Annotated in this window: 16 protein-coding genes; 4 read left to right on the top strand and 12 right to left on the bottom strand. The window is 44.6% G+C overall.

Features of this window, described 5'->3' with window-relative positions; genetic code table 11:
* Positions 1–44 precede the first annotated feature (44 nt).
* Both glmS and AB4263_RS16385 read right to left on the bottom strand, forming a co-directional pair.
* A complete protein-coding gene (glmS, locus tag AB4263_RS16390; RefSeq protein WP_017061405.1) occupies positions 45–1,877 on the bottom strand; it encodes a glutamine--fructose-6-phosphate transaminase (isomerizing) in 1,833 nt (610 codons plus the stop codon).
* A gap of 107 nt (positions 1,878–1,984) precedes the next feature.
* On the bottom strand, positions 1,985–2,755 hold the full coding sequence (locus AB4263_RS16385; RefSeq protein ID WP_017061404.1) for a DeoR/GlpR family DNA-binding transcription regulator: 771 nt from the start codon (positions 2,753–2,755) through the stop codon (positions 1,985–1,987).
* A gap of 429 nt (positions 2,756–3,184) precedes the next feature.
* Between AB4263_RS16385 and pykF the strand changes: the two genes are divergently transcribed.
* Positions 3,185–4,597, top strand: a complete 1,413-nt coding sequence (pykF, locus tag AB4263_RS16380; RefSeq protein WP_136982222.1) for a pyruvate kinase PykF — start codon at positions 3,185–3,187, stop codon at positions 4,595–4,597.
* Between the two features lie 175 nt (positions 4,598–4,772).
* Positions 4,773–5,444 (top strand): GntR family transcriptional regulator, encoded by a 672-nt coding sequence (locus tag AB4263_RS16375; protein WP_136982221.1) that lies wholly within the window; start codon positions 4,773–4,775, stop codon positions 5,442–5,444.
* A 576-nt stretch (positions 5,445–6,020) separates the two neighbouring features.
* On the opposite strand, the gene AB4263_RS16370 is transcribed toward AB4263_RS16375, so the two are convergent.
* The 10 genes from AB4263_RS16370 to AB4263_RS16325 all read right to left on the bottom strand — a co-directional run bounded on the left by AB4263_RS16370 (position 6,021) and on the right by AB4263_RS16325 (position 21,090).
* A complete protein-coding gene (locus AB4263_RS16370) occupies positions 6,021–7,904 on the bottom strand; it encodes a diguanylate cyclase (RefSeq protein ID WP_372098538.1) in 1,884 nt (627 codons plus the stop codon).
* A 113-nt stretch (positions 7,905–8,017) separates the two neighbouring features.
* Positions 8,018–8,512 (bottom strand): acetolactate synthase small subunit, encoded by a 495-nt coding sequence (gene ilvN, locus AB4263_RS16365; protein ID WP_008219984.1) that lies wholly within the window; start codon positions 8,510–8,512, stop codon positions 8,018–8,020.
* A gap of 1 nt (position 8,513) precedes the next feature.
* Positions 8,514–10,271, bottom strand: a complete 1,758-nt coding sequence (locus tag AB4263_RS16360; protein WP_017062926.1) for an acetolactate synthase 3 large subunit — start codon at positions 10,269–10,271, stop codon at positions 8,514–8,516.
* Between the two features lie 460 nt (positions 10,272–10,731).
* Entirely contained in the window at positions 10,732–12,540 is a 1,809-nt protein-coding gene (locus AB4263_RS16355; RefSeq protein WP_136979308.1) for a long-chain fatty acid--CoA ligase, read from the bottom strand.
* Positions 12,541–12,742: 202 nt separating this feature from the next.
* Positions 12,743–13,702, bottom strand: a complete 960-nt coding sequence (gene leuO / locus AB4263_RS16350) for a transcriptional regulator LeuO (RefSeq protein ID WP_017061397.1) — start codon at positions 13,700–13,702, stop codon at positions 12,743–12,745.
* A gap of 346 nt (positions 13,703–14,048) precedes the next feature.
* Positions 14,049–15,104: an MJ1255/VC2487 family glycosyltransferase gene (locus AB4263_RS16345; RefSeq protein WP_372098537.1), complete on the bottom strand. Its 1,056-nt coding sequence runs from the start codon at positions 15,102–15,104 to the stop codon at positions 14,049–14,051.
* Positions 15,105–15,158: 54 nt separating this feature from the next.
* Positions 15,159–15,683 carry a phosphatase PAP2 family protein gene (locus AB4263_RS16340; RefSeq protein ID WP_136979306.1) on the bottom strand — a complete coding sequence of 175 codons (525 nt, stop codon included), beginning with the start codon at positions 15,681–15,683 and terminating at the stop codon, positions 15,159–15,161.
* A 306-nt stretch (positions 15,684–15,989) separates the two neighbouring features.
* Entirely contained in the window at positions 15,990–19,097 is a 3,108-nt protein-coding gene (locus tag AB4263_RS16335; protein WP_372098536.1) for an efflux RND transporter permease subunit, read from the bottom strand.
* Positions 19,094–20,431: an efflux RND transporter periplasmic adaptor subunit gene (locus tag AB4263_RS16330; RefSeq protein ID WP_372098535.1), complete on the bottom strand. Its 1,338-nt coding sequence runs from the start codon at positions 20,429–20,431 to the stop codon at positions 19,094–19,096. Before AB4263_RS16330 ends, AB4263_RS16335 begins: the two co-directional genes overlap by 4 nt.
* A complete protein-coding gene (locus tag AB4263_RS16325; protein ID WP_017062933.1) occupies positions 20,431–21,090 on the bottom strand; it encodes a TetR/AcrR family transcriptional regulator in 660 nt (219 codons plus the stop codon). The genes AB4263_RS16330 and AB4263_RS16325 overlap by 1 nt, the downstream gene beginning before the upstream one ends.
* A 568-nt stretch (positions 21,091–21,658) precedes the next feature.
* On the opposite strand from AB4263_RS16325, the gene leuA reads away from it, so the two are divergent.
* On the top strand, positions 21,659–23,206 hold the full coding sequence (gene leuA / locus AB4263_RS16320) for a 2-isopropylmalate synthase (RefSeq protein WP_017066940.1): 1,548 nt from the start codon (positions 21,659–21,661) through the stop codon (positions 23,204–23,206).
* A 98-nt stretch (positions 23,207–23,304) separates the two neighbouring features.
* The gene (gene leuB / locus AB4263_RS16315) at positions 23,305–24,396 is read left to right on the top strand and encodes a 3-isopropylmalate dehydrogenase (RefSeq protein WP_372098534.1); all 1,092 of its coding nucleotides are present in this window, start codon (positions 23,305–23,307) and stop codon (positions 24,394–24,396) included.
* The last annotated feature ends 101 nt before the right edge of the window (positions 24,397–24,497 follow it).

Raw genomic sequence — 24,497 nt, 5'->3', positions numbered from 1 at the left:
AACTTTATTGTCTTCCGACATCTATATCTTAGGTAAGCTGTCGATTACTCAACTGTTACCGCTTTCGCTAGGTTACGAGGTTGGTCAACGTCGGTACCTTTTATTAGTGCGACATGGTAAGACAGCAGCTGCATCGGTACTGTGTAGTAGATAGGCGCTGTTACTTCACTTACGTGAGGCATCTTGATGATCTTCATGTTCTCATCGCTTTCAAAGCCCGCATCTTCATCAGCGAATACGTAAAGTAGACCGCCACGAGCACGCACTTCTTCAACGTTCGATTTCAGCTTCTCTAGCAAGTCGTTGCTTGGTGCAATAACGACTACAGGCATATCTGCATCGATAAGAGCCAAAGGACCGTGCTTAAGCTCACCAGCTGCGTATGCTTCTGCGTGGATGTAAGAGATCTCTTTCAGTTTAAGAGACGCTTCCATCGCGATTGGGTAGAACTCACCACGACCCAAGAACAGTGTGTGATGCTTATCAGCAAAATCAGGTGCCAGTGCTTCAATTTCTTTATCGAACGCTAATGCTTTCTCGATATCAGCAGGCAGTTGGTGAAGTGCTTGAACGATTTCCGCTTCTTTTTCTTCATTGATACGACCTTGTAGACGACCAATTGACGTTACCATCATCAGCATCGCTGCTAGTTGAGTTGTGAAAGCTTTAGTAGAAGCAACACCGATCTCTGTTCCTGCGCGAGTCATGAAGGCAAAATCAGATTCACGAACCAGTGAAGAACCCGCAACGTTACAGATAGTCATTGCAGACATATAACCCTTCTCTTTTGCAAGACGAAGTGCAGCAAGCGTATCCGCCGTTTCACCAGATTGAGACAGAGTCACCAATAGGCTGTTCGGACGAACAACGAAATCACGGTAACGGAATTCAGAAGCAATCTCTACGTCACAGCTTACGCCAGCTAGAGATTCAAACCAGTAACGCGCTGCCATGCCTGAGTTGTAAGACGTACCACATGCGATGATCTGCACGTGTTCAACCTTGCTTAGGATCTCTTCAGCTTTAACGCCGATCGCGTTAGTGATAACCGAAGTGTCAGAGATACGGCCTTCCATTGTATTGATCAGCGCTGTTGGCTGCTCGAAGATCTCTTTCTGCATGAAGTGGCGGTATTGACCTTTGTCACCTGCGTCGTGTTCAGCGTTTGACTCAACGATTTCACGCTCAACACGCTCACCCGCTACATCAAATACCGTAACATCACGACGAGTTACCTCAGCAACATCACCTTCTTCTAGGTACATGAAACGACGAGTTACGCTCAGTAGCGCCAGTTGATCAGAAGCAAGGAAGTTCTCGCCGACACCAAAACCGATAACGATCGGGCTACCAGAACGAGCTACAACGATACGGCTAGGATCTTTACGATCAACCGCAACCGTGCCGTACGCACCGTCTAATTGTTTTGCTGTTTTCTGTAGCGCTTCAACCAAAGAAGCTGAAGTGCGAAGTTCCCACTCAACTAAGTGAGCAATAACTTCTGTATCCGTTTGTGAAGTAAATACGTAACCACGCTCTTGCAGCATAGCGCGCAGTGCTTCGTGGTTTTCGATAATGCCATTGTGTACAACGGCAATATCACCAGACATGTGTGGGTGTGCGTTCGCTTCAGACGGCTCACCGTGTGTCGCCCAACGTGTATGAGCGATACCTGTACCACCAATCACTTGTTGCTCTTCTACTGCGTCAGCTAGCTCTTGTACTTTACCTAGGCGGCGTACACGAGTTAGGTTAGATTCAGTATCGACTACAGCGACACCAGCTGAATCGTAGCCACGGTATTCTAGACGACGAAGGCCTTCTACTAAAATTTCAGCTACATCACGCTGTGCTACTGCACCAACAATTCCACACATAGTTTCACTCCATCAATTTTGTTTTATTCCTATTGGCAGCAAGCAAAGGCCAAATCTTCATTAAGATCAATTATAGGAAGGTAAATGCATAATACTTAAATTTGTTTTTACGCTGGATCGGTCAGGATCACTCGAACATCATGTGATTCGATACTTGCTTTGGATTCTTCGCCTAAGTCTGTATCGGTAATTAAGATGTCAATGTGTTCCCATGCCAGCTCTAAGTTCGGGATCTTTCGTCCCACCTTTTCCGACTCAACCATCACGATCACTTCTCGTGACACTTCAGCCATTACTTTGCTCAGGCCAACCAGTTCGTTAAACGTGGTTGTGCCTCTATCGAGGTCGATACCATCAGCCCCAATAAATAGTTGGTCAAAATCGTAAGCACGAAGTACCGACTCTGCAACTTTGCCTTGGAAAGAGTCCGAATGGGTATCCCAAGTGCCGCCAGTCATTAATAACGTCGGCTCGCTTTCAAGCTCATTAAGCGCATTAGCAACGTGCAATGAGTTGGTCATAACAACCAAGCCACGCTTAGCATTAAGCTGCTGAATTAGAGCACCGGTCGTACTGCCACTATCGATCACGATGCGGTTATGGTCGCGAATTAAATCTGCAGCGGCTTTTGCCAATGAAATCTTTCGAGTCGAAACTTGTTGACCCAGCTCTTCGTTGACAACCTCTTTCGGTAACGAAATCGCACCACCATAACGGCGTAAAAGCTGACCGTTTTTCTCTAAAGACGCCAAGTCCTTTCTAATAGTGACTTCTGAGGTTTCGAACTTAGCGGATAATTCATCAACACTAACCTCCCCTTTTTCATTCACTAGGTTAGAAATTGCATGTCTTCTGAGCTGGGTGTTTCGTTTCGACATTTAAAAAAGGCCATTAAGTTTCGATGTGAAACATATTATAGTTACAACGAAACTATTTAGTCCATTTATTTTGATCCAAAAAATTAATAAATAGCGATAAAACCTTGTCCTAAGACAATTGTTAAACAGTGATATTGAACTCATTAGGTGGTAGAATCCGCACCCGAAAAGAAAAAAAATTACAAAACTGACTGTTATTTTTTTGCAACTTACCCCCTATATAGTGGGGTAAGTCACAGAAAACCGATATTGAATCAAAATCTTTTAGTCATAAAATGACTAAAATTGATGAAAGACTTACAACTCTGAAGGACATATTGGAAGTCCCGCGCTTTTACACAACAGGCACAAAATGTTGATGTAGCGGACCAATCTTCAGAACTTAAATAAATTTCAAATTGTAACAATACTTACCGGAGAGTACCTTCCATGAAAAAGACCAAAATCGTATGTACGATTGGCCCTAAAACTGAATCTGTAGAGAAGCTAACTGAACTAGTAGATGCTGGCATGAACGTTATGCGTCTTAACTTCTCTCACGGTGATTTCGCAGAGCACGGCACTCGTATCGCGAACTTCCGTAAAGTAATGGAAAACAAAGGTGAGCAACTTGCTATCCTTCTAGATACTAAAGGTCCAGAAATCCGTACTATCAAACTTGAAGATGGTAACGACGTAGATCTAGTAGCTGGTCAAGAGTTCACTTTCACAACTGACGCAACAGTTGTTGGTAACAAAGACGTAGTAGCAGTAACTTACCTAGGTTTCGCTAAAGACCTAACAGCAGGTAACACTATCCTTGTTGATGACGGCCTAATCGAAATGGAAGTTATCGCAACAACAGAAACTGAAGTTAAGTGTAAAGTTCTTAACAACGGTGCTCTAGGCGAAAACAAAGGTGTTAACCTTCCTGGCGTTTCTGTTCAACTTCCTGCTCTTTCTGAGAAAGACAAAGCTGACCTTAAGTTTGGTTGTGAGCAAGGCGTAGATTTCGTTGCTGCTTCTTTCATCCGTAAAGAAGAAGACGTTAAAGAAATCCGTGAGCTTCTAAACGCTAACGGCGGCGAGAACATCCACATCATTTCTAAGATTGAAAACCAAGAAGGTGTAGATAACTTCGATTCAATCCTTGAAGCTTCTGACGGCATCATGGTTGCTCGTGGTGACCTAGGTGTTGAAATCCCAGCTGAAGAAGTAATCTTCGCTCAGAAGATGATGATCGAGAAGTGTAACCGTGCACGTAAGATGGTTATCACTGCAACTCAAATGCTTGACTCTATGATCAGCAACCCACGTCCAACTCGTGCTGAAGCGGGTGACGTTGCGAACGCAATCATGGATGGTACTGATGCAGTAATGCTTTCTGGTGAAACTGCTAAAGGTAAGTACCCAGTTGAAGCTGTTACTATCATGGCTCAAATCGCGAACCGTACTGATTCAGCTCTTAAAGCTGAGCTAGGTTCTCGTCTAGACAGCCCACGTCTACGCATCACTGAAGCAGTATGTAAAGGCGCTGTAGACACAGCAGAGAAGCTAGCTGCTCCTCTAATCGTTGTTGCAACTGAAGGCGGTAAGTCTGCACGTTCAGTACGTAAGTACTTCCCAACAGCAAACATCCTTGCTCTAACAACTAACGAAAAGACAGCTGCACAGCTAGTTCTTACTAAAGGTGTTAAACCAGTTCTTGTTGACTCTATCGAGAACACAGACACGTTCTACATCAACGGTAAAGAAATCGCTCTACAATCTGGCCTAGGTAACAAAGGCGATATCGTAGTAATGGTTTCTGGCGCTCTAGTGGCTTCTGGTACTACAAACACGGCATCTGTTCACGTTCTATAAGAATGAACCGATTCGCATAAAAATATAAAAGAGGGCTTCGGCCCTCTTTTTTTATGAAACAAATCTTGCCTAACTTTTCAGTACGCTATATTATCAAACAAGATAGAACTACGTACTGTTAATATCCAATGGCTCTTTCCAAGAGATGGATTAGCAGACTAGAAATCAAATATACATGAGGTTTGTAATGTCTAGTCCTACTCTCACTGACAAAGTATCAAAGATGATTCGCCAAGATATTCTCAACGGTGAATTAACCCCAGGTCAAAAGCTCGTTGTTGCTGATCTAAAAAATAGATACAACGTTGGTGCATCTCCAATTCGTGAAGCCCTAGTGCAATTGTCTTGGAGTAAATACGTAAAGCTAGAGCCACAAAAAGGCTGCTGGGTATCTCCTGTATCAAAGAAAGAACTGAATGACCTATACGAAAGCCTTCGTGTTGTATCATCGGTTCTGCTTAAAAAAGCGATTGCAGCAGGTGATGAGAGCTGGGAACTGGATGTACTAACGTCTTACCATAAACTATCGCGAGTACAGTACGTATCTGAAGAGTTTGACTGTGTAGAATGGGAAGAGCGCCACCAGCAATTCCATGTCGCACTGCTTGAAGGTGCAGATTCAGAGAACATGTTTAAGTTCTTTGATGACCTAATTAACCAAGTGAAACGTTACCGCTTCCTCGCTATGTCTGCAGAAAGCGCATCTGATGATCTGTTCAATATTGATGAGCACGAAATGATCATGAAACTAGTACTCTCTAAGAATGTAGAACAAGCAACAGAACTGCTTGATCAACACTTACTAGGTTCAATGAAACGAATTGAAGAAGTTATCGAAGCGGCATGATGCCAAGATAGATTCTAACCAAATAAAAACGGAGCCCAGCGGCTCCGTTTTTTTGTTTCCAGTACCACGACTGAACTACCACCCAAAAAACTCTTTGTGATGAGTATTGAGCAGCACAACCATAGGTAAAAAATACAATGCACTAAGTTGAAAGCCAAGAATGGCTAATGTGCCTATGGTTAACCTAACTAAAAAATCGACAAACATACCACGCCTCTTTTAACCAGACTGTATGATCCCCAAACTCTTGCTCCAGCTAACCTAATTCTACTGCTGCCTTTCAAGTTATTGATAAGGCTAGCTAACCAGCTGAATTAAGTTAACGGTGTCATCCTTTTACATCTGGTAAACACTCTATTTATTACATCGTTTAACACGATGTAATCTGAAGCAAAGTAGTTTACTTACTGTTCATTTTAGCTCAAATTTCCACCAACATTAGACTTTAGTCTAACTGTATAGATTTTGTGACACAGGTCGCTCAAAAGTGAGATTCCTAATAAAAAGAGGGAAAGGAGTCGGGGCGCGACTTGAAGAGGTGAAGCAAATAGAAGACAGGACTAGATAGAAGCGAACCTAAGCGACATCATCGTAGCTAGGACACATAGAGACCGTATTACGACCAGACGATTTAGATTCGTAAAGCGCAACATCGGCACACTTGTATGAGCGAGTACTGTTACTTGTTAAATCAGTAAAGCCAACACTCACCGTTACCTTAGTTCCGGCTGCCAGTTCAATCTCTATTCGCAAGCGATCCAATACGCGCTTTGCTTCTGGCAGTGAGGTGTGTGGCATCAAGAGTGCAAACTCTTCCCCTCCGACACGTGCAACAAAATCCGTCCCACGAAGACTGTCTTGCAGAAGCTTAGCAACACCAGCAATCACACGGTCACCTTCGTCGTGGCCAAGTTCATCATTGATTCGCTTGAAGTTATCGATGTCGACTAAGGCTAAGCAAGTGGTCGCTTCGTTCGGGTAACGCTCAACCAAGCGAGAATAGTAGGCCAACTGCTCTTCGAACTTTCGTCTGTTCCAGAGGTTACTCAAAGAGTCACGTTCACTTAAGATCCTCAAACGCACCTCAAGCTCCTTCCTTACGGAAATATCAACCAACGAAGTGATGTAGTAACTGACTTTGCCTGAATTGTTTTTGACCGCATGCACTCGCATGATCGCAGTAAAAGGAATACGCAGCTTGTTCTTACACTGAACCTCCCCTTCCCATACTTCTTCTTGCTCTAAATGACTCCAAATAGCCGAGCTTGAGAGCACTTGGTCGGCATTCTCAAGCAGCAACTGCAATGCATTTTGACCGATCACCTGTTTTTTGCAGTACCCAGTCATGTTCTCAAATTCGTTGTTGATCATCATTGTGCGGTGCTGCTTGTCAGAGATCATCACTGCCGACATACCATTCAATGCGGCGCGTGCCAATTTACTCTCTAGGCTTCGGCGTCGGCAGTGCGTCACCAGGTAAGCAAACGGGAAAGCGAATATCAGCACCGTAATCAGAACAATGATCTCTTCATGGGCCAAATCATCTAGATCACGCTCAGCCCGATCCATCAGTTGCTTTTGATTAAGTTGAATCAGTAAATGGACCTTTTGACTGTTCGCGAGCATAACCGTGTTAAAGGCAAACAAATTACCATCTTCAAAAACGTATCCCACCTGATCATTGGAGATCGCATCCCACGTCTTCGGCGCGATATTTTTCAGGTTATAGCCTTTTCTTTCAGGAATAGAGTCTCCGAACAACTTACCGCTGTTGTTACTCGCGATGTAATAACCCGCTTCATTAAGAACTTCTGCTCTAAGATCGTTATCTGGTGAAAAGCTCAGACGCGACGATAAGCCCCATACATCAAGATTGATGACGAGGTAGCCTACTCTTTCGTCAGGGGTTTCTACTGGGGTAAAGACACGGATTACCGGCGAATAAGGGAAGGTGACTTCACCATGCTCAGTTTCAAGCTCAATACCCCAACCGCCAATCTGTTCGGCTTCTAGTTTTTGAGCGTATTGGAAGTAGTTAGAATCCGACCTATCTTGCAGCTGTTGAGGAAACGTCACTCTACCGGTATCAGAGGAATAGTTAACACGCACCAATTCTTTGCCAGTGACATCTAACAGATGGATTTGTGTATACCACTTCTGGTTCACGAGAACAGATTGCCAGACCTCTTCAAGTAGATGTTTGGTTTGGTCTGAGGGAGAGGAAGCAAAGTTAACCAAGCTCTGGCTATGACTGAGTAGCTCCATGACCGAGACTAACTGAGTCTTGAGAAGATCATAATCTCGCTTGGCATACACTAACTGATGAACGGCTTGCTTAGCTGAGTAGTCAAAGCTCTGCTGTTTTACTTCTTTGTAGCGCTGCAAATAATACAGACATACTGCAGAAGACAATATGATAGAGATAATCAGCAATGTAATTATTGATTTTTTATTTCGCATTGCTAACTCAGATGAATGGAAGTGCAGCGCGGGATTATAGCACTCTAAAAAATTAACAAAATAAAAGCCGCTTAAAAAAGCGGCTTTAAAGTTATTTTTTAAAGACTTATCGTCTAGGCTTTCAACGCACGTTCGCCTCGTGCGATGCCAACAACACCACTTCGAGCTACTTCAAGCACTTCCGTCACTTCAGACAGCGCCTGAATGAAGGCATCCAGTTTCTCGCTAGTACCCGCCATTTGAACCGTATATTGAGAAGCCGTAACATCAACGATCTGACCACGGAAGATATCCGCTGTGCGCTTCACTTCCGCACGAGCAAAGCCGCTCGCACGTACTTTTACCATCAACAGCTCACGTTCAATGTGTTCAAGTTCAGACACTTCTTGTACTTTAAGTACGTCGATTAGCTTATGCAGTTGTTTCTGAATCTGCTCAAGCTGCATTTCGCTCGAGTTAGTAGTGACGTTCAAACGAGACAGCGTAGGATCATCGGTTGGAGATACGTTCAAAGACTCGATGTTGTAGCCACGCTGAGAAAACAAGCCAACCACACGAGAAAGCGCACCAGGTTGGTTTTCCATTAGTAGTGAAATAATGTGTCTCATATTATGTTCTCTCCGTTTTGCTTAGCCACATGTTATCCATACCCTCGCCTTTGATCTGCATTGGGTATACGTGCTCGGTGTCATCCACACTAATATCGACAAATACCAAACGGTCTTTCATCGCCAGTGCTTTTTCCAAACCTGATTCCAATTCATCCGGAGATGAAATGCGCATACCAACGTGGCCATAAGCCTCAGCGATAGCAGCAAAATCAGGAACAGAGTCCATATATGAGTTAGAGTAACGGCCTTGATAAACAATGTCTTGCCACTGTTTTACCATGCCTAGGAAACGGTTGTTAAGGTTAATAATCTTAACCGGGATATTGTATTGCAGCGCAGTCGACAGCTCTTGGATATTCATTTGAATGCTGCCGTCACCGGTTACCACAACCACCTCTTCATCTGGCTTAGCAAACTTAACGCCCATACCAGCAGGCAGGCCAAAGCCCATCGTGCCTAGACCACCAGAGTTAATCCAACGACGTGGCTTGTTAAACGGGTAGTATAAAGCAGCAAACATTTGGTGTTGACCTACGTCAGAAGCAACATAGGCATCGCCATTGGTTACTTTATGCAGTGTTTCAATTACTTGCTGTGGTTTGATGCGCTCAGACGATTTCTCGTAAGCTAGGCAGTCACGCTCTTGCCACTGCTTGATTTCACTCCACCAGCTTTCAATCGCTTCTGCATCGTTAGTGCCGCCTTGCTCAACGAGCAAGTTCACCATGCTCTCTAGAACCTTTTCAGCAGAACCTACAATCGGTAGATCCACTTTTACGTTCTTAGAGATCGAAGATGGGTCGATATCAATGTGCATGATCTTCGCATCAGGGCAGTACTTATCTAGGTTATTAGTCGTTCGATCATCGAAACGTACGCCAATACCAAAGATCAAATCCGCATTGTGCATCGCCATATTGGCTTCATATAAACCATGCATGCCTAACATACCCAAAGAGTTCTTATGGGTGCCAGGGAAAGCGCCAAGCCCCATTAGGGTGCTTACCACAGGTAAATTCAGTGCCTCTGCTAATTTTAACAGCGGCTTATCTGCCTCAGAAATAACCGCACCACCACCGACATAAAGTACCGGCTTCTTCGCTTCAAGAAGGGCTTTTAGCGCCTTTTTGATCTGACCTTTATGACCCGTAACCGTTGGGTTATACGAACGCATCTTCAGCGTTTCTGGGTATTCATAAGGAAGCTTGATTTGTGGGTTTAAAATGTCTTTAGGCAGATCAATAACCACAGGACCAGGACGTCCTGTCGTTGAAATATAGAATGCTTTTTTAACGACTTCAGGGATATCTTCCGCTTTCTTCACGAGGAAGCTGTGCTTAACGATCGGACGGGATACGCCCACGATGTCACACTCTTGAAAGGCGTCGTTACCAATAAGGTTATTTGGTACGTTACCAGAAATAACAATCATTGGGATTGAGTCCATGTAGGCTGTTGCGATACCAGTAACGGTATTGGTTGCGCCTGGACCAGAACATACCAGTACTACACCAGGTTTACCGGTAGAACGAGTATAGCCATCGGCCATATGGGTCGCGGCTTGTTCGTGTCTTACTAATACGTGTTTAATTTCAGCAGTTTTAGCATGCAGTGCATCATAGATATCAAGTACAGAACCACCTGGGTAACCAAAGATTTGTTCTACACCCTCTTCAATTAGAGACTGCACCACCATCTCAGCGCCGGATAACATTTCAGCGCCGGATGACATGGCTGTTTCAGGTTTTGTTGTCATATTGCTCTCCTCACCAGTTTCCAATCATATTTGGTGAACATGTTGGGCTGGTTTTTCATAGTCTAGGGCTTATTCGTAGCCTAATTCGAAATACTTCCACTTTTTCGGCTATGGCTGTCTGTCGTGATAACAACAAACAGTAATACGAAACAACTTTAACGCTTTATTATCATCTGGTCTAACACCTGTTATTCGGCAACTGTGCCAAAAAACCAACTATTAGCTCAAAGCATTAAATAAAACCCAACTCAGCCCCCCACGCCAGGTTTAAACACTAGTTAGCGAACAAAAAAAAGCACTTAATATTTTAATAGATCGCTATTTATCGATAAACCGCGAGCTTGCTGGTGTGCGCTTTCGCACATTGTGCTGTGTCATTAGATACAAAAAATCCCCCTAAAAATGCAATCACATTCGTAGGGGGATTTTTAAACAACTGAAAATTTATCTAAGCAGAAAACTACTTATCTTTAGGCTTTTCGTTGTACATTTCTTCGATTTCGTCTTGATACTTATCGTTGATAACTTTACGACGCAATTTTTGAGTTGGTGTCAGTTCACCATCATCCATAGAAAATGCTTTTGGTAGCAGTTTGAATTTCTTCACTTGCTCAAACTTAGCCAGTTCTTGCTGTAGGTCATTCACACGCTTTTCTAGCATCTCGACGATTTGGTGGTGCTTAACAAGTTCAACGCGATCGTGATACTTGATATTAAGCTCTTTGGCGTACTCTTCTAGCGAGTCATAACAAGGAACAATCAGCGCAGAAACGAATTTGCGTGTGTCAGCGATAACAGCAATCTGTTCGATAAAGTGATCTTTACCAATCGCACCTTCAACCACTTGCGGGGCAATATACTTACCACCAGAAGTTTTCATCAGCTCTTTGATACGATCAGTAATGAACAGGTTACCATTTTCATCAAAATGACCCGCATCACCGGTTTTCAAGAAACCGTGCTCATCGAATGTCTTAGCTGTCTCTTCTGGCATCTTGTAGTAGCCACGCATCACCATTGGACCGCGAACAAGAATCTCGTCCTTAGCACCAATTTTTACTTCTGCGCCCGGCATCGACATACCAATCGAATCAGGGTTAAAACAGCGATCATCCCAACAAGATACTGTTGCCGTGGTTTCTGTCATGCCGTAGCCAAGTTTTACGTTAATGCCGATAGCATGGAAGAAACGACCAATCGTCTCATCAAGCTTCGCGCCACCACATGGCATGAAGTTGATGTTACCGCCGAGTAGAGCGCGCAGTTTAGATAGCACAAGCTTATCAGCTAGCGCATGGCTCTTCTTCAGCATCAACGATGGAGTACGACCTTCTTGGTGACAAACAGAGAGTTTCGCTCCCATGTTCACCGCCCAAGTAAATAGAACCTTGCGGATAAACGGCGCTTTCGAAACCTTCTCGTGAATCGCAGAGAAAATCTTCTCGTAGAAACGTGGAACCGCACACATTACGGTTGGCTTCACGTCGCTCAGCGCGTCACGCACCTGCATGGTATCTTGCAAGTAACAGTTGGTTGCGCCTTTATAGAGAACGTAGAACGTCCACGCACGCTCAAATACGTGAGATAGAGGTAAGAAACACAATGAGACATCGTCTTTGCTTAAACTTAGACGCTCGTCATGGCCTTCTAATTGATAGCCAATATTGGTGTAATCAAGCATTACGCCTTTCGGCTGGCCAGTAGTACCAGAGGTATAGATAAGAGTCAGTAAGTCGTCCATGCTTGCATCTGCAAGACGAGCATCAAGTTCAGCTTGCTGAGCTTCAACACCGCGCGCCATGAAATCAGCCCAAGATACCGCAAAGCTATGGCCTTGAAGATCGATATCATCAGACATCGCGACAACCACTTCTAGCTGTTCACACTCTTCGAATAGGCTCACCGCCGCGTCAAATTGAACTTGCTCACCAACGAATAAGATCTTCACATCCGCATTTTGGATGATGTAAGACGACTGTGCTGCTGTGTTGGTTGGATAAATCGGCACAGTCACAAGACGAGCTTGTAAAGATGCAAAATCTGCCACGGTCCATTGAGGCATATTATTTGAATAGATACCGATCTTATCTTGAACTCTCAGTCCCTGAGCCAATAGTGCTAATGAAAGCGTATCGATTTGTTGTCCAAACTGTTCCCAGCTAATGCCTTGCCATACATTGTCTACTTTGTGCTTCAAAGCTGTACGGTTGCCGCCTTGGGCAATTTGGTCACGAAGTCTTTTTACGATATGAAAATCTAAATTGGCCATCTCTTTACCTTTAGGCTTACACCTGTAAGCTTTTTTGAGCGCACAAGTGTACCTCTGATCATGGAAAAGGCAACTGATGAAGCTCAAAGTTATAAGTAATAGTACGTCTCACGCTAAGTTTTCTACCTACTAAAATAGCGCGCATAAAAAAGCCCTAAGCCAGTCTCCTAGCTTAGGGCTTATAAATCATAGGGATTAGTGTCTAGTTAAGTGCCACTACTTCGCCACAGATCATCATTAACTGATCTCGTAACCAAATGTGTCCTTTATCCTTTTCACTTGATTCGTGCCAGCTTAGGAAGCCAGAAATCGCCGCATTATCGAATGGGAAATCTAGAATCTGAAGCTGCTCTTTGTTTGCTGCATGTTCTACCATCCAACGAGGAGCAATTGTTACTAGTTCAGATTGGCCTACAACGTAAAGAACGTTGCTCAAGCTCGTACCTTCGTAGAAAGGCGTGCAATCTAGGTCACGGTAAGCTTGCTCAGAGAAGCTACGTTGACCATGGATGCGAGACAGTTTTGCGTGCTTTTCGTTAAGCAGCTCTGCCGCAGAAACTTCACCGTTGATACGTGGGTGAGAAGCAGAAGCAACCACAACTAATTCGTCTTGGAAGATTTCAGTGCTTGAGAAGCCTTGCTCATCAAAACGAGCGTAATCAATAACGAAGTCGATTTCTTGGTAGCGCATACGCTCAGAAAGTTGACGATCGAATTCAGCATCCATGTGCAGTTTCACGCTAGGTGCTTGCTCGTTGATTGTCGACATAATCTTAGGAGCAAAACGCATATCACAAGGGCTGCAAATCGCTAGTTTGAACAGGCGAGAAGACGACTCTGGAGAGAACACAGAACTTGGTAGTTCGTTGCGTACTAACTGTAGCGCTTGGCGGATTGGACCAAACAACTGACGAGCACGTTGAGTCGGTTGAATACCACGACCTTGACGCATGAATAGTTCGTCGTTAAACATCACTTTTAGACGAGCAACAGCGTTACTTACAGCAGGCTGAGACATACCCAGATTGTGAGCTGCACGTGTAATGTTTTGCTCTTGCATAACTGCATCAAATACAGTCAAAAGATTTAAGTCGACTCCACGAAGTGTGCTTTCCATTCTGTAGCTTGCAATAGCACTCATTGCGTCTTTCTTATCTAACATTCAAGTTGCCTCTTGTCGGTTCGACAGCGTTAAATTGGTAATGGTATGAGAATAGATAACCACTAATTCTTATATTTATCAGACCGATGTTTTTCGGATTGACATTACTATTAACCAATGCATCTCGAGCTACCAACAAGATTGATAAAGAATAATTTTATTTTACCTTAATGATTAAACAACATCTAAAAATCAATTATTTATAGAGTTATAAAAAAACATAAAATGCGTCACTTATGAGTTTAATTTCGACTTATTTAGCTGTTCTATCGTTTGGTTACATTTGTTACAATTTATTGAGCTCGTGAATTGTTCAACCGGCCAATTCAGAAATAGCACTTATGAGTTAGGTGAGCGATGCATAACTTGGAAAGTCGACCTTGTCCCAAAGTTGCTTTCTTAAATCATCTTGATTAGACCAATTCCCTGCTAATACCCACTCAACGAGTGCACTTGCCACGTCTGGATAGGTGACCACTTCGGCCTGTTTTTCACTGAGCCAAGCGCGCAAGATAGCCGCATCTAAAAACGTCATGGTTTGAGCTAACCCAAGGGCCTCTAGCGTCGCCACATTGCTCTGTTGTTCGAACTGTCCTTCGAGTGGTTTGAGAAGCAATTTCTTCCCCAAAGTTAGGGCTTCAGATGGCAATTCAAAGCCGCCATTTGCGACCACACCAGAGCACTGATTGAGGTCGAATTGAAAGCCCGCATGACTCAGTGGTTTGAACTCAATATTTTCAACTCGGCTATGCTCAATCACATCCGGGTGGTAACAGACAAAGTTTTGCGAAATGAACTTCATCAGCAGCTCTGAGATCGACTCAAGATCCTCAAATGGCAAATAGACCAACGTAAAGTCTTGTGCTGTTTTGGTTTGTTGCTCACCAACCAGCGTGTGAACGATAGGCGGCAAAATCGGCTGTTCAAAGTGATACCAGTGTAAGCCAATAGAGTGCTCGGTTGGGGCGAAATGTTGAATCACTGAATGTTCAATCCAGTTGCCCCCTTCTTTGGGTACATCATAACGAAACGCATTCTGGTGGCTTATCCCAATGCATGGCACACCTTGTCTCTTAGCCGCCCATGCAGTGACAGGCTCAAAATCATTAATCACTAAGTCATAAGGCGTAAGATCGATCTGGTTAATCTCACGGAGAAATCGCCAGATGTTGTTCTTCATGAATGTTTTGCCGTATTTAACCTGCCCCTGCTCGCTGTAAAAAGTTAAGCCGCTGCGGGTCTGATAGTTGCCAAACGCTTCCATCGAAAAGTATTTGCTCTCATCTCGCCCAGAGAACAGAAAATCGACATCAATATTTTTCTGACGAAAAGCGACGGCCATTGCTCTCGCTCGAGCGATGTGCCCATTTCCTGTGCCTTGTACGCCATATAAAATTTTCATGCATGTTCCTTTAAGTTTGCCACTTAAACTCGGCAGTGGTTGCCAACAAAATAATTACAGGATGAAGCTGATAGCAAGGCTAGTACAAGCGATGCCCAAAGCTGCGCCAATCAGTACGTCCGTTAAAAAGTGCACACCGAGCAGGATTCGAGAGCCTGCAATCGCAGTTGCCCACACCAAGCTAAAGAGGTACAAGCTCGGATAGAAATGCCCGATTAGGGTCGCCATAACAAAAGCAGCAGCGGAATGCCCTGAAGGCAGACTGTATTTATCGGATGGCACAATATGAGAGTGAAGTAGTGAAGAGAATTCAGCTGGTCGACGGCGCTTGAGGGTATTTTTAGCAAACCAGTAAATAGGCAGTTCGATTACGAAGGCGGTTAAGCCCACCAAAAGAAAGTCTCGACCGGTGTTGCTATCGACCAGCAGTGCAATCAAGGCAATCAAAACATAAAGGTGTCCATCTCCAGTATGAGACACCGCCTTACTGAGTGTCGCCTGTTGTCCGCTATAACGGCTCTTTAAACAGAAAACAGAAAATGCCACATCCCAGCGGACAATAGGTTCGATAGTACGCATACAATCTCCTTAACAATCCTTATTCAGTTAAGGCTCAAGTTATGCTCCTGAAATGACAGTTAAGTGACGTTTTGAATGAACTAAAATGAATTTTGAGGCGAATTGACCGCTTTCGCTAAGCAAACTGATGAGGCCTAGAAACTGTCGATAAAAATAAAGCGACCCAAGGCCGCTTTATTCTTCTATGTTTTTACTTCTTTATATAAGCAAGCAAACGCTACTTCTATCGTGTTAATGGTTATAGCGTTCGCTAATGATAATAGTGCTCGCTAATGATAATAGCGCTAAAGGCTATAGCACTAAAAGTTATAGCGCTAATGGCTCGTGCTTTTTCACCAAACCGAAATCCGCCAATATCGCGTAGGCCGCTGGGATCATAAACAGCACCAATAAGGTTGAAGCAAATATGCCAAACACAATCGAAATAACCAATGGCTGGATAACCTGAGCCTGCAAGCTGGTTTCCGTCAACAGCGGTAGCAAACCAGCTGCGGTCGTCATTGAGGTCAAAAATACCGCTCGGAAACGCTCGCGACTGGCTTTCACCACCGAGTCATGCACGCTATCTCCCTCATCGACATGGTGACGAATGTACTGCACCAACAAGATGGAATCATTAACCACAATCCCGGCAAGCGACACGAAGCCCATCATGCTTGGCATACTCAAAGAGTGCCCAAGTATCCAGTGCCCAACCACCACCCCAATAAAGGCGAGTGGAATGGCTAGCATTACGACCACAGGCTCTAAGTAGCTTCGGAATTGATAGCTAAGAATCGCAAACACGCCGAATAAGCCGAGCAAGAAGCCTTTGCCCATCGAGGCTCCAGTCTTAGCCGCATCTTTGGCTTCCCCTTCGAAATCAAAGCGTAGACCCGGGTACTTCTGAATAAGTTTGGCGGCTTCATCTTTTTGGAACTGAGCCAAGATCGCGGATGAACTCGCTTTCTTGTTATCAATATCACCAAAGATACTGATGGTTCTCAGCCCATCAATACGCTGAATTCGCACGTAATTACGTTGGAAATCTAACGTCGCCAACGTTGCTAGCGGGATCTGACTGCCATCTGCGGTGATGATCGGGAAGTTGGCCAGCTGCTGTATGTCGCCCGCTTGCTCTTTATCAAGACGCACTTCAATCGAGATATTCTCAACACCGATTTGAATCTCATCCGCTGTCTGACCAAAGAAAGCCGCACGCAATTGGGAAGCAATCATCTGCCCATTCACATTGTAGGTTTCGGCTCCAGGGCGCAGCTTAACCAAAATCTCTTCTTTACCCATGCGCATATCATCAAGCACGCCGTGCACCCCATCGAACTGATTAAGGTACTCCTGAATATCCAAAGAAGCGGATTTCAATGCGCTCAGGTCATCGTGTTTGGCGCGGATTTCAATAGCACGACCGCCCGGCCCCATAGTCGGTTGCTTGAACACCAATGAAATAGGATCCGCTAAATCGCCAATATCCTCTCGCCACGCATCAATGAAATCATCGATAACCGTATTACGACTCTCTGCTCCGCGTAAATCTAAGCGCACGGTAGCTAAGTGCGGGCCGGATTCATTGGCATCGGCGTTAGCATTGAATTGGCTAGTTATGTGCTCGACCAGTGTATTGCCTTCTTCGACCTCTTCGCTCCACTGCGCATTTAAACGCTCGGCTGATGCAACAATTTTGTCGACCACTATCTCGGTTTGAGACAGTGACGCCCCCGGCGGAAGAATGATACGCGCCTCGGCAATATCGCCATCCAACTCAGGGAACGGTTGGAATTTGACAACACCACCAGCAATCAAGGCGACCGAAAGTAACAACAGCGTAATCACTCCGCCCATAAAGGCATAACGGAAGGTCACGACTTTCTCAACCATGTTCATCAAAGTGGTATTACGAAAGTTCTCGAATTTCTCAAGTAACACAACCTTAAAACGCAGCGCTGGCTTGTCATTCTTTTCTTTATGTAATGAATGAGATAGGTGATTAGGTAGAATCAAGAAGGCTTCAATCAAGCTCAACGACAGCACCAAAATCAAGACTTGAGGAACGGCCTTAAGCACCGCGCCCATCTCACCATCAAGAAACAGTAAACTACCGAAAATACACACCGTGGTTAGGAAAGAAGACAACACTCCGGGAAGCACCTTCTTAACACCGTTGTACACCGCATCGTCAACGTTTTGCCCCCGATCTAAATGGGAGGCTATCGATTCGGCGATCACGATGGCGTCATCCATCATAATACCGATTGCCATCAACAACCCGACCAGCGACATAATGTTAATCGACAAACCAAGGTTGGCCATTAAGAACAAGCCACCAAGGAAGGCAACTGGCAACCCTGCCGCCACCCAAAATGAATAACGTAAGCTGAAGAACAGCCACATGGTGGCGAACACCAGCACAATACCTTGCCAGCCATTGCGAACCATCATAGTAAGGCGATCCCAAAGTACCGACGAGAGATCGTTGGTCATTTGTAGTGTCACGCCATCAGGAGCAATAGCGCTTTGATCTTCAACGAATCGCGTCACGTTCTCTTTGATTCGTAACGCATCATCTTCTTTATTCTTACTGATTTTCAACAGAGCCGATGGCTTGCCATCAAACAACACCTTCTGTTCATCAAGCTCAAAGCGGTCGGTTATTTTTGCAATGTCCCTCAAACGGATCACAGAGCCATTGGGCGCAGATCCAACCACGATACTTTCCAGCTCAACAGGTGTAATTCGTCTTTCATCAAAACGAATCAGAAAATTCTTGTCTGGTGTTTCAACGTTACCGCTTGGCAGTTTTACATTCTGACGGCCAATCTGGTCTGCGATATCACCGACACTCAAACCCAGCTGGCGAATCGCTTGAGTATCCAGTTCAACGCGGTATTGATGATCAGAGAAGCCGCTAACATCGACCAGTGAAACATCATAATCAAGCTTCATGATACGCTTGAGGTCTTCAGCGTAGGCCTTAAGCTCCGGCCACGATGTTTCTGCTGTGATGGCGATATCAACAACCGGTTCATTCCAATCCAGCTCTTGAACAACAGGTGATTCAATCTCAGTCGGGAAGTCATTGATAGAGTTGATTTGAGTTTGCACATCCACCAGCATTCGGCCGATGTCCGCTTTTTCATTTAACTTTAGAATTAAACGAGCGCTGCCTTCGATGGCTTCACACTGAGTTTCTTCAATGTTGGCTAAGCCGTCTACTGCATCTTCCATTCGCACACACAAGCTCTCTTCCACTTCTTGTGGAGAGGCGCCGGGATAAACAATCGCAGCCATAATGTAAGGCGGATCGTAAGCGGGGAAGGTTTCACGTTTGATGGTTGATAGTGAGCTTATACCCAAGATCAACAACCCAAGCATCAACAAGTTTGCTGCTGTTGGGTGCCGAGAGAAAAACTTGATCATGACGCACTCTCCTGAGTATCTGATTCAAGCTCAGCCTCTTCAGAGTTGGACTCTCTCAGTAACATGCCTTCTATTGCTGGCAGGACATCATTGAGAACCAGTTTATCTCCAGTTTGTAGCTCTCCACTCACAATCACTTGGTTATCTCTGCGATAAAGCACTTCAACATTCACTACTTGCAAGCGCTGATTGTCATCCATCAGGTAAACCTTGTCACCGTGCAATGCTCGCTCTGGAACCACCCAACTTAGATTGGCGACACCTTCAATCTCAGCTTTTACAAACATGCCGTTGACCAAAGGGGTCGCATTGCTTGGCTGCAGTTGTGAATAGTCTTGAGCGATCTCAAGAATAATTCCGGCTGTCGCTTGGTTTTCATCAACCGTCTCACTGATTCTTGCCACCTTCGCAGGCCAACTCAGTTTCAGGTTGCCGCTGTTAAGTTGAATCGTCGCTTTGATTGGCACTTCATAAGGATTAGGGATCCCTGCTGCATCGCGAGGGAATTGATTAAAGCTCGAGGCTAAAGTTTGCATATCGTGAATAGAAAGTTGCGCCTCCACTTCCATGACATTAATTCCGTGAGCAACAAACATCTCTTGCTGAAGGTTAACCACTTGGTTTTGTTCGATATCAACTTGAGCAATTCTCATCGCTCTTGGCAAAATGATGGTGGTCTTATCGAGAGAGCGCTGCGCCTCTTTTACCTTAGACACGTTGACCTTAATCACCGCTTCCGCAACACGCTTTTCATCTGGCATCAACGCGATTTGGTTCGCGATATCTAATACCAACTTCTGCTGAGACAATGCGCTTTGTTGTTGCAGGTCGACATCCGATTGAGAGGTGAGCCCTTTCTTACGCAGATCCTGTTTACGTTGTAGCTCTTTATTGCTGATCACCAAACGATTCTTTTCGATCTTAAGAGTCTGATTAAGGTTGTCTTCTTCTTGATTCAATTTCGCTAATGAGGTTTGGCTTGATTTTAGATCCGCCTCTGCTTGTATCAGTTTCAATTCGTAATCCAATGGATCAACCTTGAGCACGACCGTTCCTGCAGGGATCACCTGGCCTTTTTCAAGATCTGGATGTCGATACACGATCTGTCCTGTCACCTCAGCAATCGCTTTCCATTCAACTTTAGGCACTACTTTGCCAAAGCCGACCGCTAACGGCGCTATCAGTTGTTGTTCTAGGCTCACAGTATCAACTAAGCGAGCCCTATCACCCGCAGGTTTGGTTGGAAGATCCGGCTTCAAGTTAATCGCGGCGACAAGGCCAATAACACCAACCGCAAGTGCTGGAAAGAAGAGTAGTTTTTTATTTATTTTCATTATCTTTGGTCCTGCACGGAAGAAGGGCTCGGTGCGTTAATAAAGCCTTCAGTCATCAATTGAATGTTGTGTTCGATTAAACGATTAAGAAATTCTTCATTAATCTCAATCCCATGAATTGCCAATAAAGGCGGCGGAGCGATGAAAGGAAACACCATCAAGCTTACATACGAAATACGGCACAATTTTGGATCCATGTTCTGTTTTAAGATGCCTTGTTCAACCAACTTTTCAAAAATGACATCTTGGGCTGGCTTTGCAACATCGAGGAAAACCTTTTCGAGCAACTCTCTTTGCACTTCAGAGGGAGGCATATTCATCACTTGGGCTATCAAGCGAGGAAACTTCGGCACTTTGACCATCTCTTTGTAGTAAGTCCGCATTAAATCAAGAAAGTTCTCATGACTGCTTTCATCAACGAGTCTCTGCATTTGTAATTGCATAGGGCGTAATGTTTCACGCAGCATCGCCTCAAACAATCCGGCTTTACTGCCAAAGTAATAGCGAATCATCGCAATATTCACACCCGCTCGCTCAGCAACTAAGCGAGTCGATACCTTGTCGTACGGTTGAACCACGAACAGATCTCGAGCGTGCTCAATGAGTAACTGCCGTACATCTAGATTCTGTTGAGGTCGCCCTGCTTTACGCGCTGCCATCACTGAGACCTATCCCTATAATTAATCACACGATTAATTATAGGGATAAATCGACATGGTTGTAGAAGATTAATTACTCACTATTTAATCAAATGATTAATTAATTTAGCCACCCTTTTAATTTTATTGGTGAATCGTTCCATCAAAAAGATTTACTACAAAGTTTTAACCTACACATCAGCCAAACGATAAACTAACCGCCCAGTACAAAACACTCAATCAGCTGATAACACCAGCAAACAACACGCAAGCAGCACAAACCAAAAAAAAACACCGCCAAAGCACGCTGATATTGGATTTTCTTGTTTGACGCTCAGAATAAATTGCGGTAAATATGGTGTTAACAGTTTATTTACGGATATTTGTGTAATGATTTTTTCTTCTTCTCGACTGCTGAAACTTCTCCTTATCGTGAACCAATCGCGCGGGTAAGTTGTGGGTCAAGAACTACACAAATATTAAAACCCGCGCTGAGCGGGTTTTTTTGTAACTGGCACTTTTAAAAGAACATCATTCTTAATAATAATTTGGATAGCAATCGATTCATTATCGATATAAGGAAGCACCCATGAACGATCAAGTGATAATTTTTGACACGACCTTACGTGATGGCGAGCAAGCGTTGGCTGCAAGCTTAACGGTAAAAGAGAAATTACAGATCGCTTATGCACTTGAACGACTGGGTGTAGATGTTATTGAAGCGGGCTTTCCGGTGTCATCACCAGGCGACTTTGAGTCAGTACAAACCATCGCAAAAAATATTAAAGACAGCCGAATCTGTGCACTTTCTCGTGCTGTAGCGAAGGATATCGATGCCGCTGCAGAAGCGTTAAAAGTCGCTGAGCAGTTCCGTATTCACACCTTCATTTCTACATCAACGGTTCACGTGCAAGATAAATTACGCCGTAGCTACGACGATGTTGTCGATATGGCAGTAAAAGCGGTAAAGCATGCGCGCAACTACACAGACGATGTTGAGTTCTCTTGTGAAGATGCCGGTCGTACACCTATCGACAACCTATGTCGTATGGTTGAAGCGGCAATCAACGCGGGCGCGAAAACCATCAACATTCCAGACACAGTGGGCTACACAGTACCTAACGAGTTTGGTGGCATTATCAAAACGCTATTTGATCGCGTTCCAAACATCGACCAAGCAATCATCTCTGTTCACTGTCACGATGACTTGGGTATGTCGGTTGCTAACTCAATTGCTGCGGTACAAGCCGGTGCTCGTCAAGTTGAAGGTACTATTAACGGTATCGGTGAGCGTGCGGGCAACTGTTCTTTAGAAGAAATCGCAATGATCATCAAAACTCGCCAAGAGTTACTAGGTGTTCATACTGGTTTGGATCATCAAGAGATTCACCGTACCAGTAAGTTGGTTAGCCAGCTTTGCCACATGCCAATTCAAGACAACAAAGCAATCGTCGGTGCTAACGCATTCAGCCACTCTTCAGGTATCCACCAAGACGGCATGCTTAAGAACAAGAACACTTACGAGATCATGACTCCTGAGTCTATTGGCTTGAAAAACAAAGCATTGAACCTAACCAGCCGCAGTGGTCGTGCAGCCGTTAAGAGCCACATGGACGCAATGGGCTACAAAGACAATGAGTACAACCTAGATTCATTGTACGAAGACTTTTTGAAACTGGCTGACCGTAAAGGCCAAGTATTCGATTACGACCTAGAAGCACTAATGCACTTCGCAAATCTACGTGACGAAGATGACTTCTATAAACTTAACTACCTAAGCGTACAATCTGGTAGTGTTATGTCTACCACCAGCATCAAGCTGCAATGTGGTGATGAAGAGAAATGCGAAGCGGCTGTCGGTAACGGCCCGGTTGATGCTTTATACCAATGTATCTACCGCTTAACGGGTTACGAAATTGCATTGGATAAATTCGACCTTACCGCGAAAGGTGAAGGCGAAGATGGCTTAGGCCAAGCTGATATTATTGCGAACTACAAAGGCCGCAAGTACCACGGTACAGGCGTTTCAACGGATATCGTTGAGGCCTCTGGTCAGGCGCTACTGCACGTTATTAATAGCATTCAACGCGCAGACACCATTGCTGAAATGAAACAGCAAAGAATCGCAACAGTTTAAACACCCAATAACAGAGCCCTAGAGCCGATGTTATTGGCTTTAGGGACAAAATTTAAAACGAGCTAAATAGCTCAGTAACAAAGAATTAAAGGATTAACATGACTGATAAATCATACAAAATTGCCGTACTACCTGGTGATGGCATTGGCCCAGAAGTAATGCAACAAGCGCATAAAGTGCTAGACGCGATTGAAAAGAAGCATGCGATTAGCTTTTCTCGTGAAGAGTATGATGTTGGTGGTATCGCAATTGATAACCACGGCTGTCCACTTCCAGAAGCAACAGTCACTGGCTGTGAAGAATCTGACGCAGTACTATTTGGCTCGGTTGGCGGCCCTAAGTGGGAACACCTGCCACCAAACGATCAACCAGAGCGTGGTGCCCTACTTCCTCTCCGTAAACACTTCCAACTGTTCTGTAACCTACGTCCTGCACAAATCCACAAAGGTCTAGAGTCTTTCTCGCCTTTACGTGCTGACATCTCAGGTAACGGTTTCGACATCGTGGTAGTCCGTGAGCTAACAGGCGGCATCTACTTCGGCCAACCTAAAGGCCGTGAAGGCGAAGGCGCAACTGAAAAAGCTTTTGATACAGAGGTTTACCACCGCTACGAAATCGAACGTATTGCAAAGATTGCGTTTGAATCTGCACGCCTACGTAACAAAAATGTTTACTCAATCGATAAAGCGAACGTTCTACAGAGCTCTATCCTATGGCGTGAAGTCGTTGAAGAGATCGCAAAAGATTACCCAGATGTAACGCTAAACCACATGTACATCGACAACGCGACCATGCAGCTAATCAAAGACCCATCTCAGTTTGACGTAATGCTATGTTCAAACATCTTTGGTGACATCATCTCTGATGAGTGCGCAATGATCACTGGCTCTATGGGTATGCTTCCTTCTGCAAGTTTAAATGAAAGCAACTTCGGCCTATACGAACCAGCAGGTGGCAGCGCACCAGATATCGCAGGTAAGAACATCGCAAACCCAGTCGCGCAAATCCTTTCTGCAGCCCTAATGCTTCGTTACAGCCTAGGCGAAGAAGCGGCAGCACAAGACATCGAAGCAGCGGTATCTAAAGCACTTTCAGCAGGCGAGCTAACAGCTGACCTTGCAGGCGACAAACAAGCGCTAACCACCTCTGAAATGGGTGACAAGATCGCTGAGTACATCTTAGCTTCATAAGCATAACGCTCTTAAGAAAGTACATAAGAATAATATCAAGCCAAGTCATCCAGAGTGCCTGACTTGGCTAGAAACAAACACTGGGACTGATGCTCCCAAGG

It is taken from the genome of Vibrio sp. 10N.261.55.C5 (genome assembly GCF_041470505.1).
Lineage (GTDB): Bacteria > Pseudomonadota > Gammaproteobacteria > Enterobacterales > Vibrionaceae > Vibrio > Vibrio crassostreae_C.
Note: the sequence above shows the minus strand (reverse complement) of the source record. Positions and strands in the feature narration are given on the sequence as shown.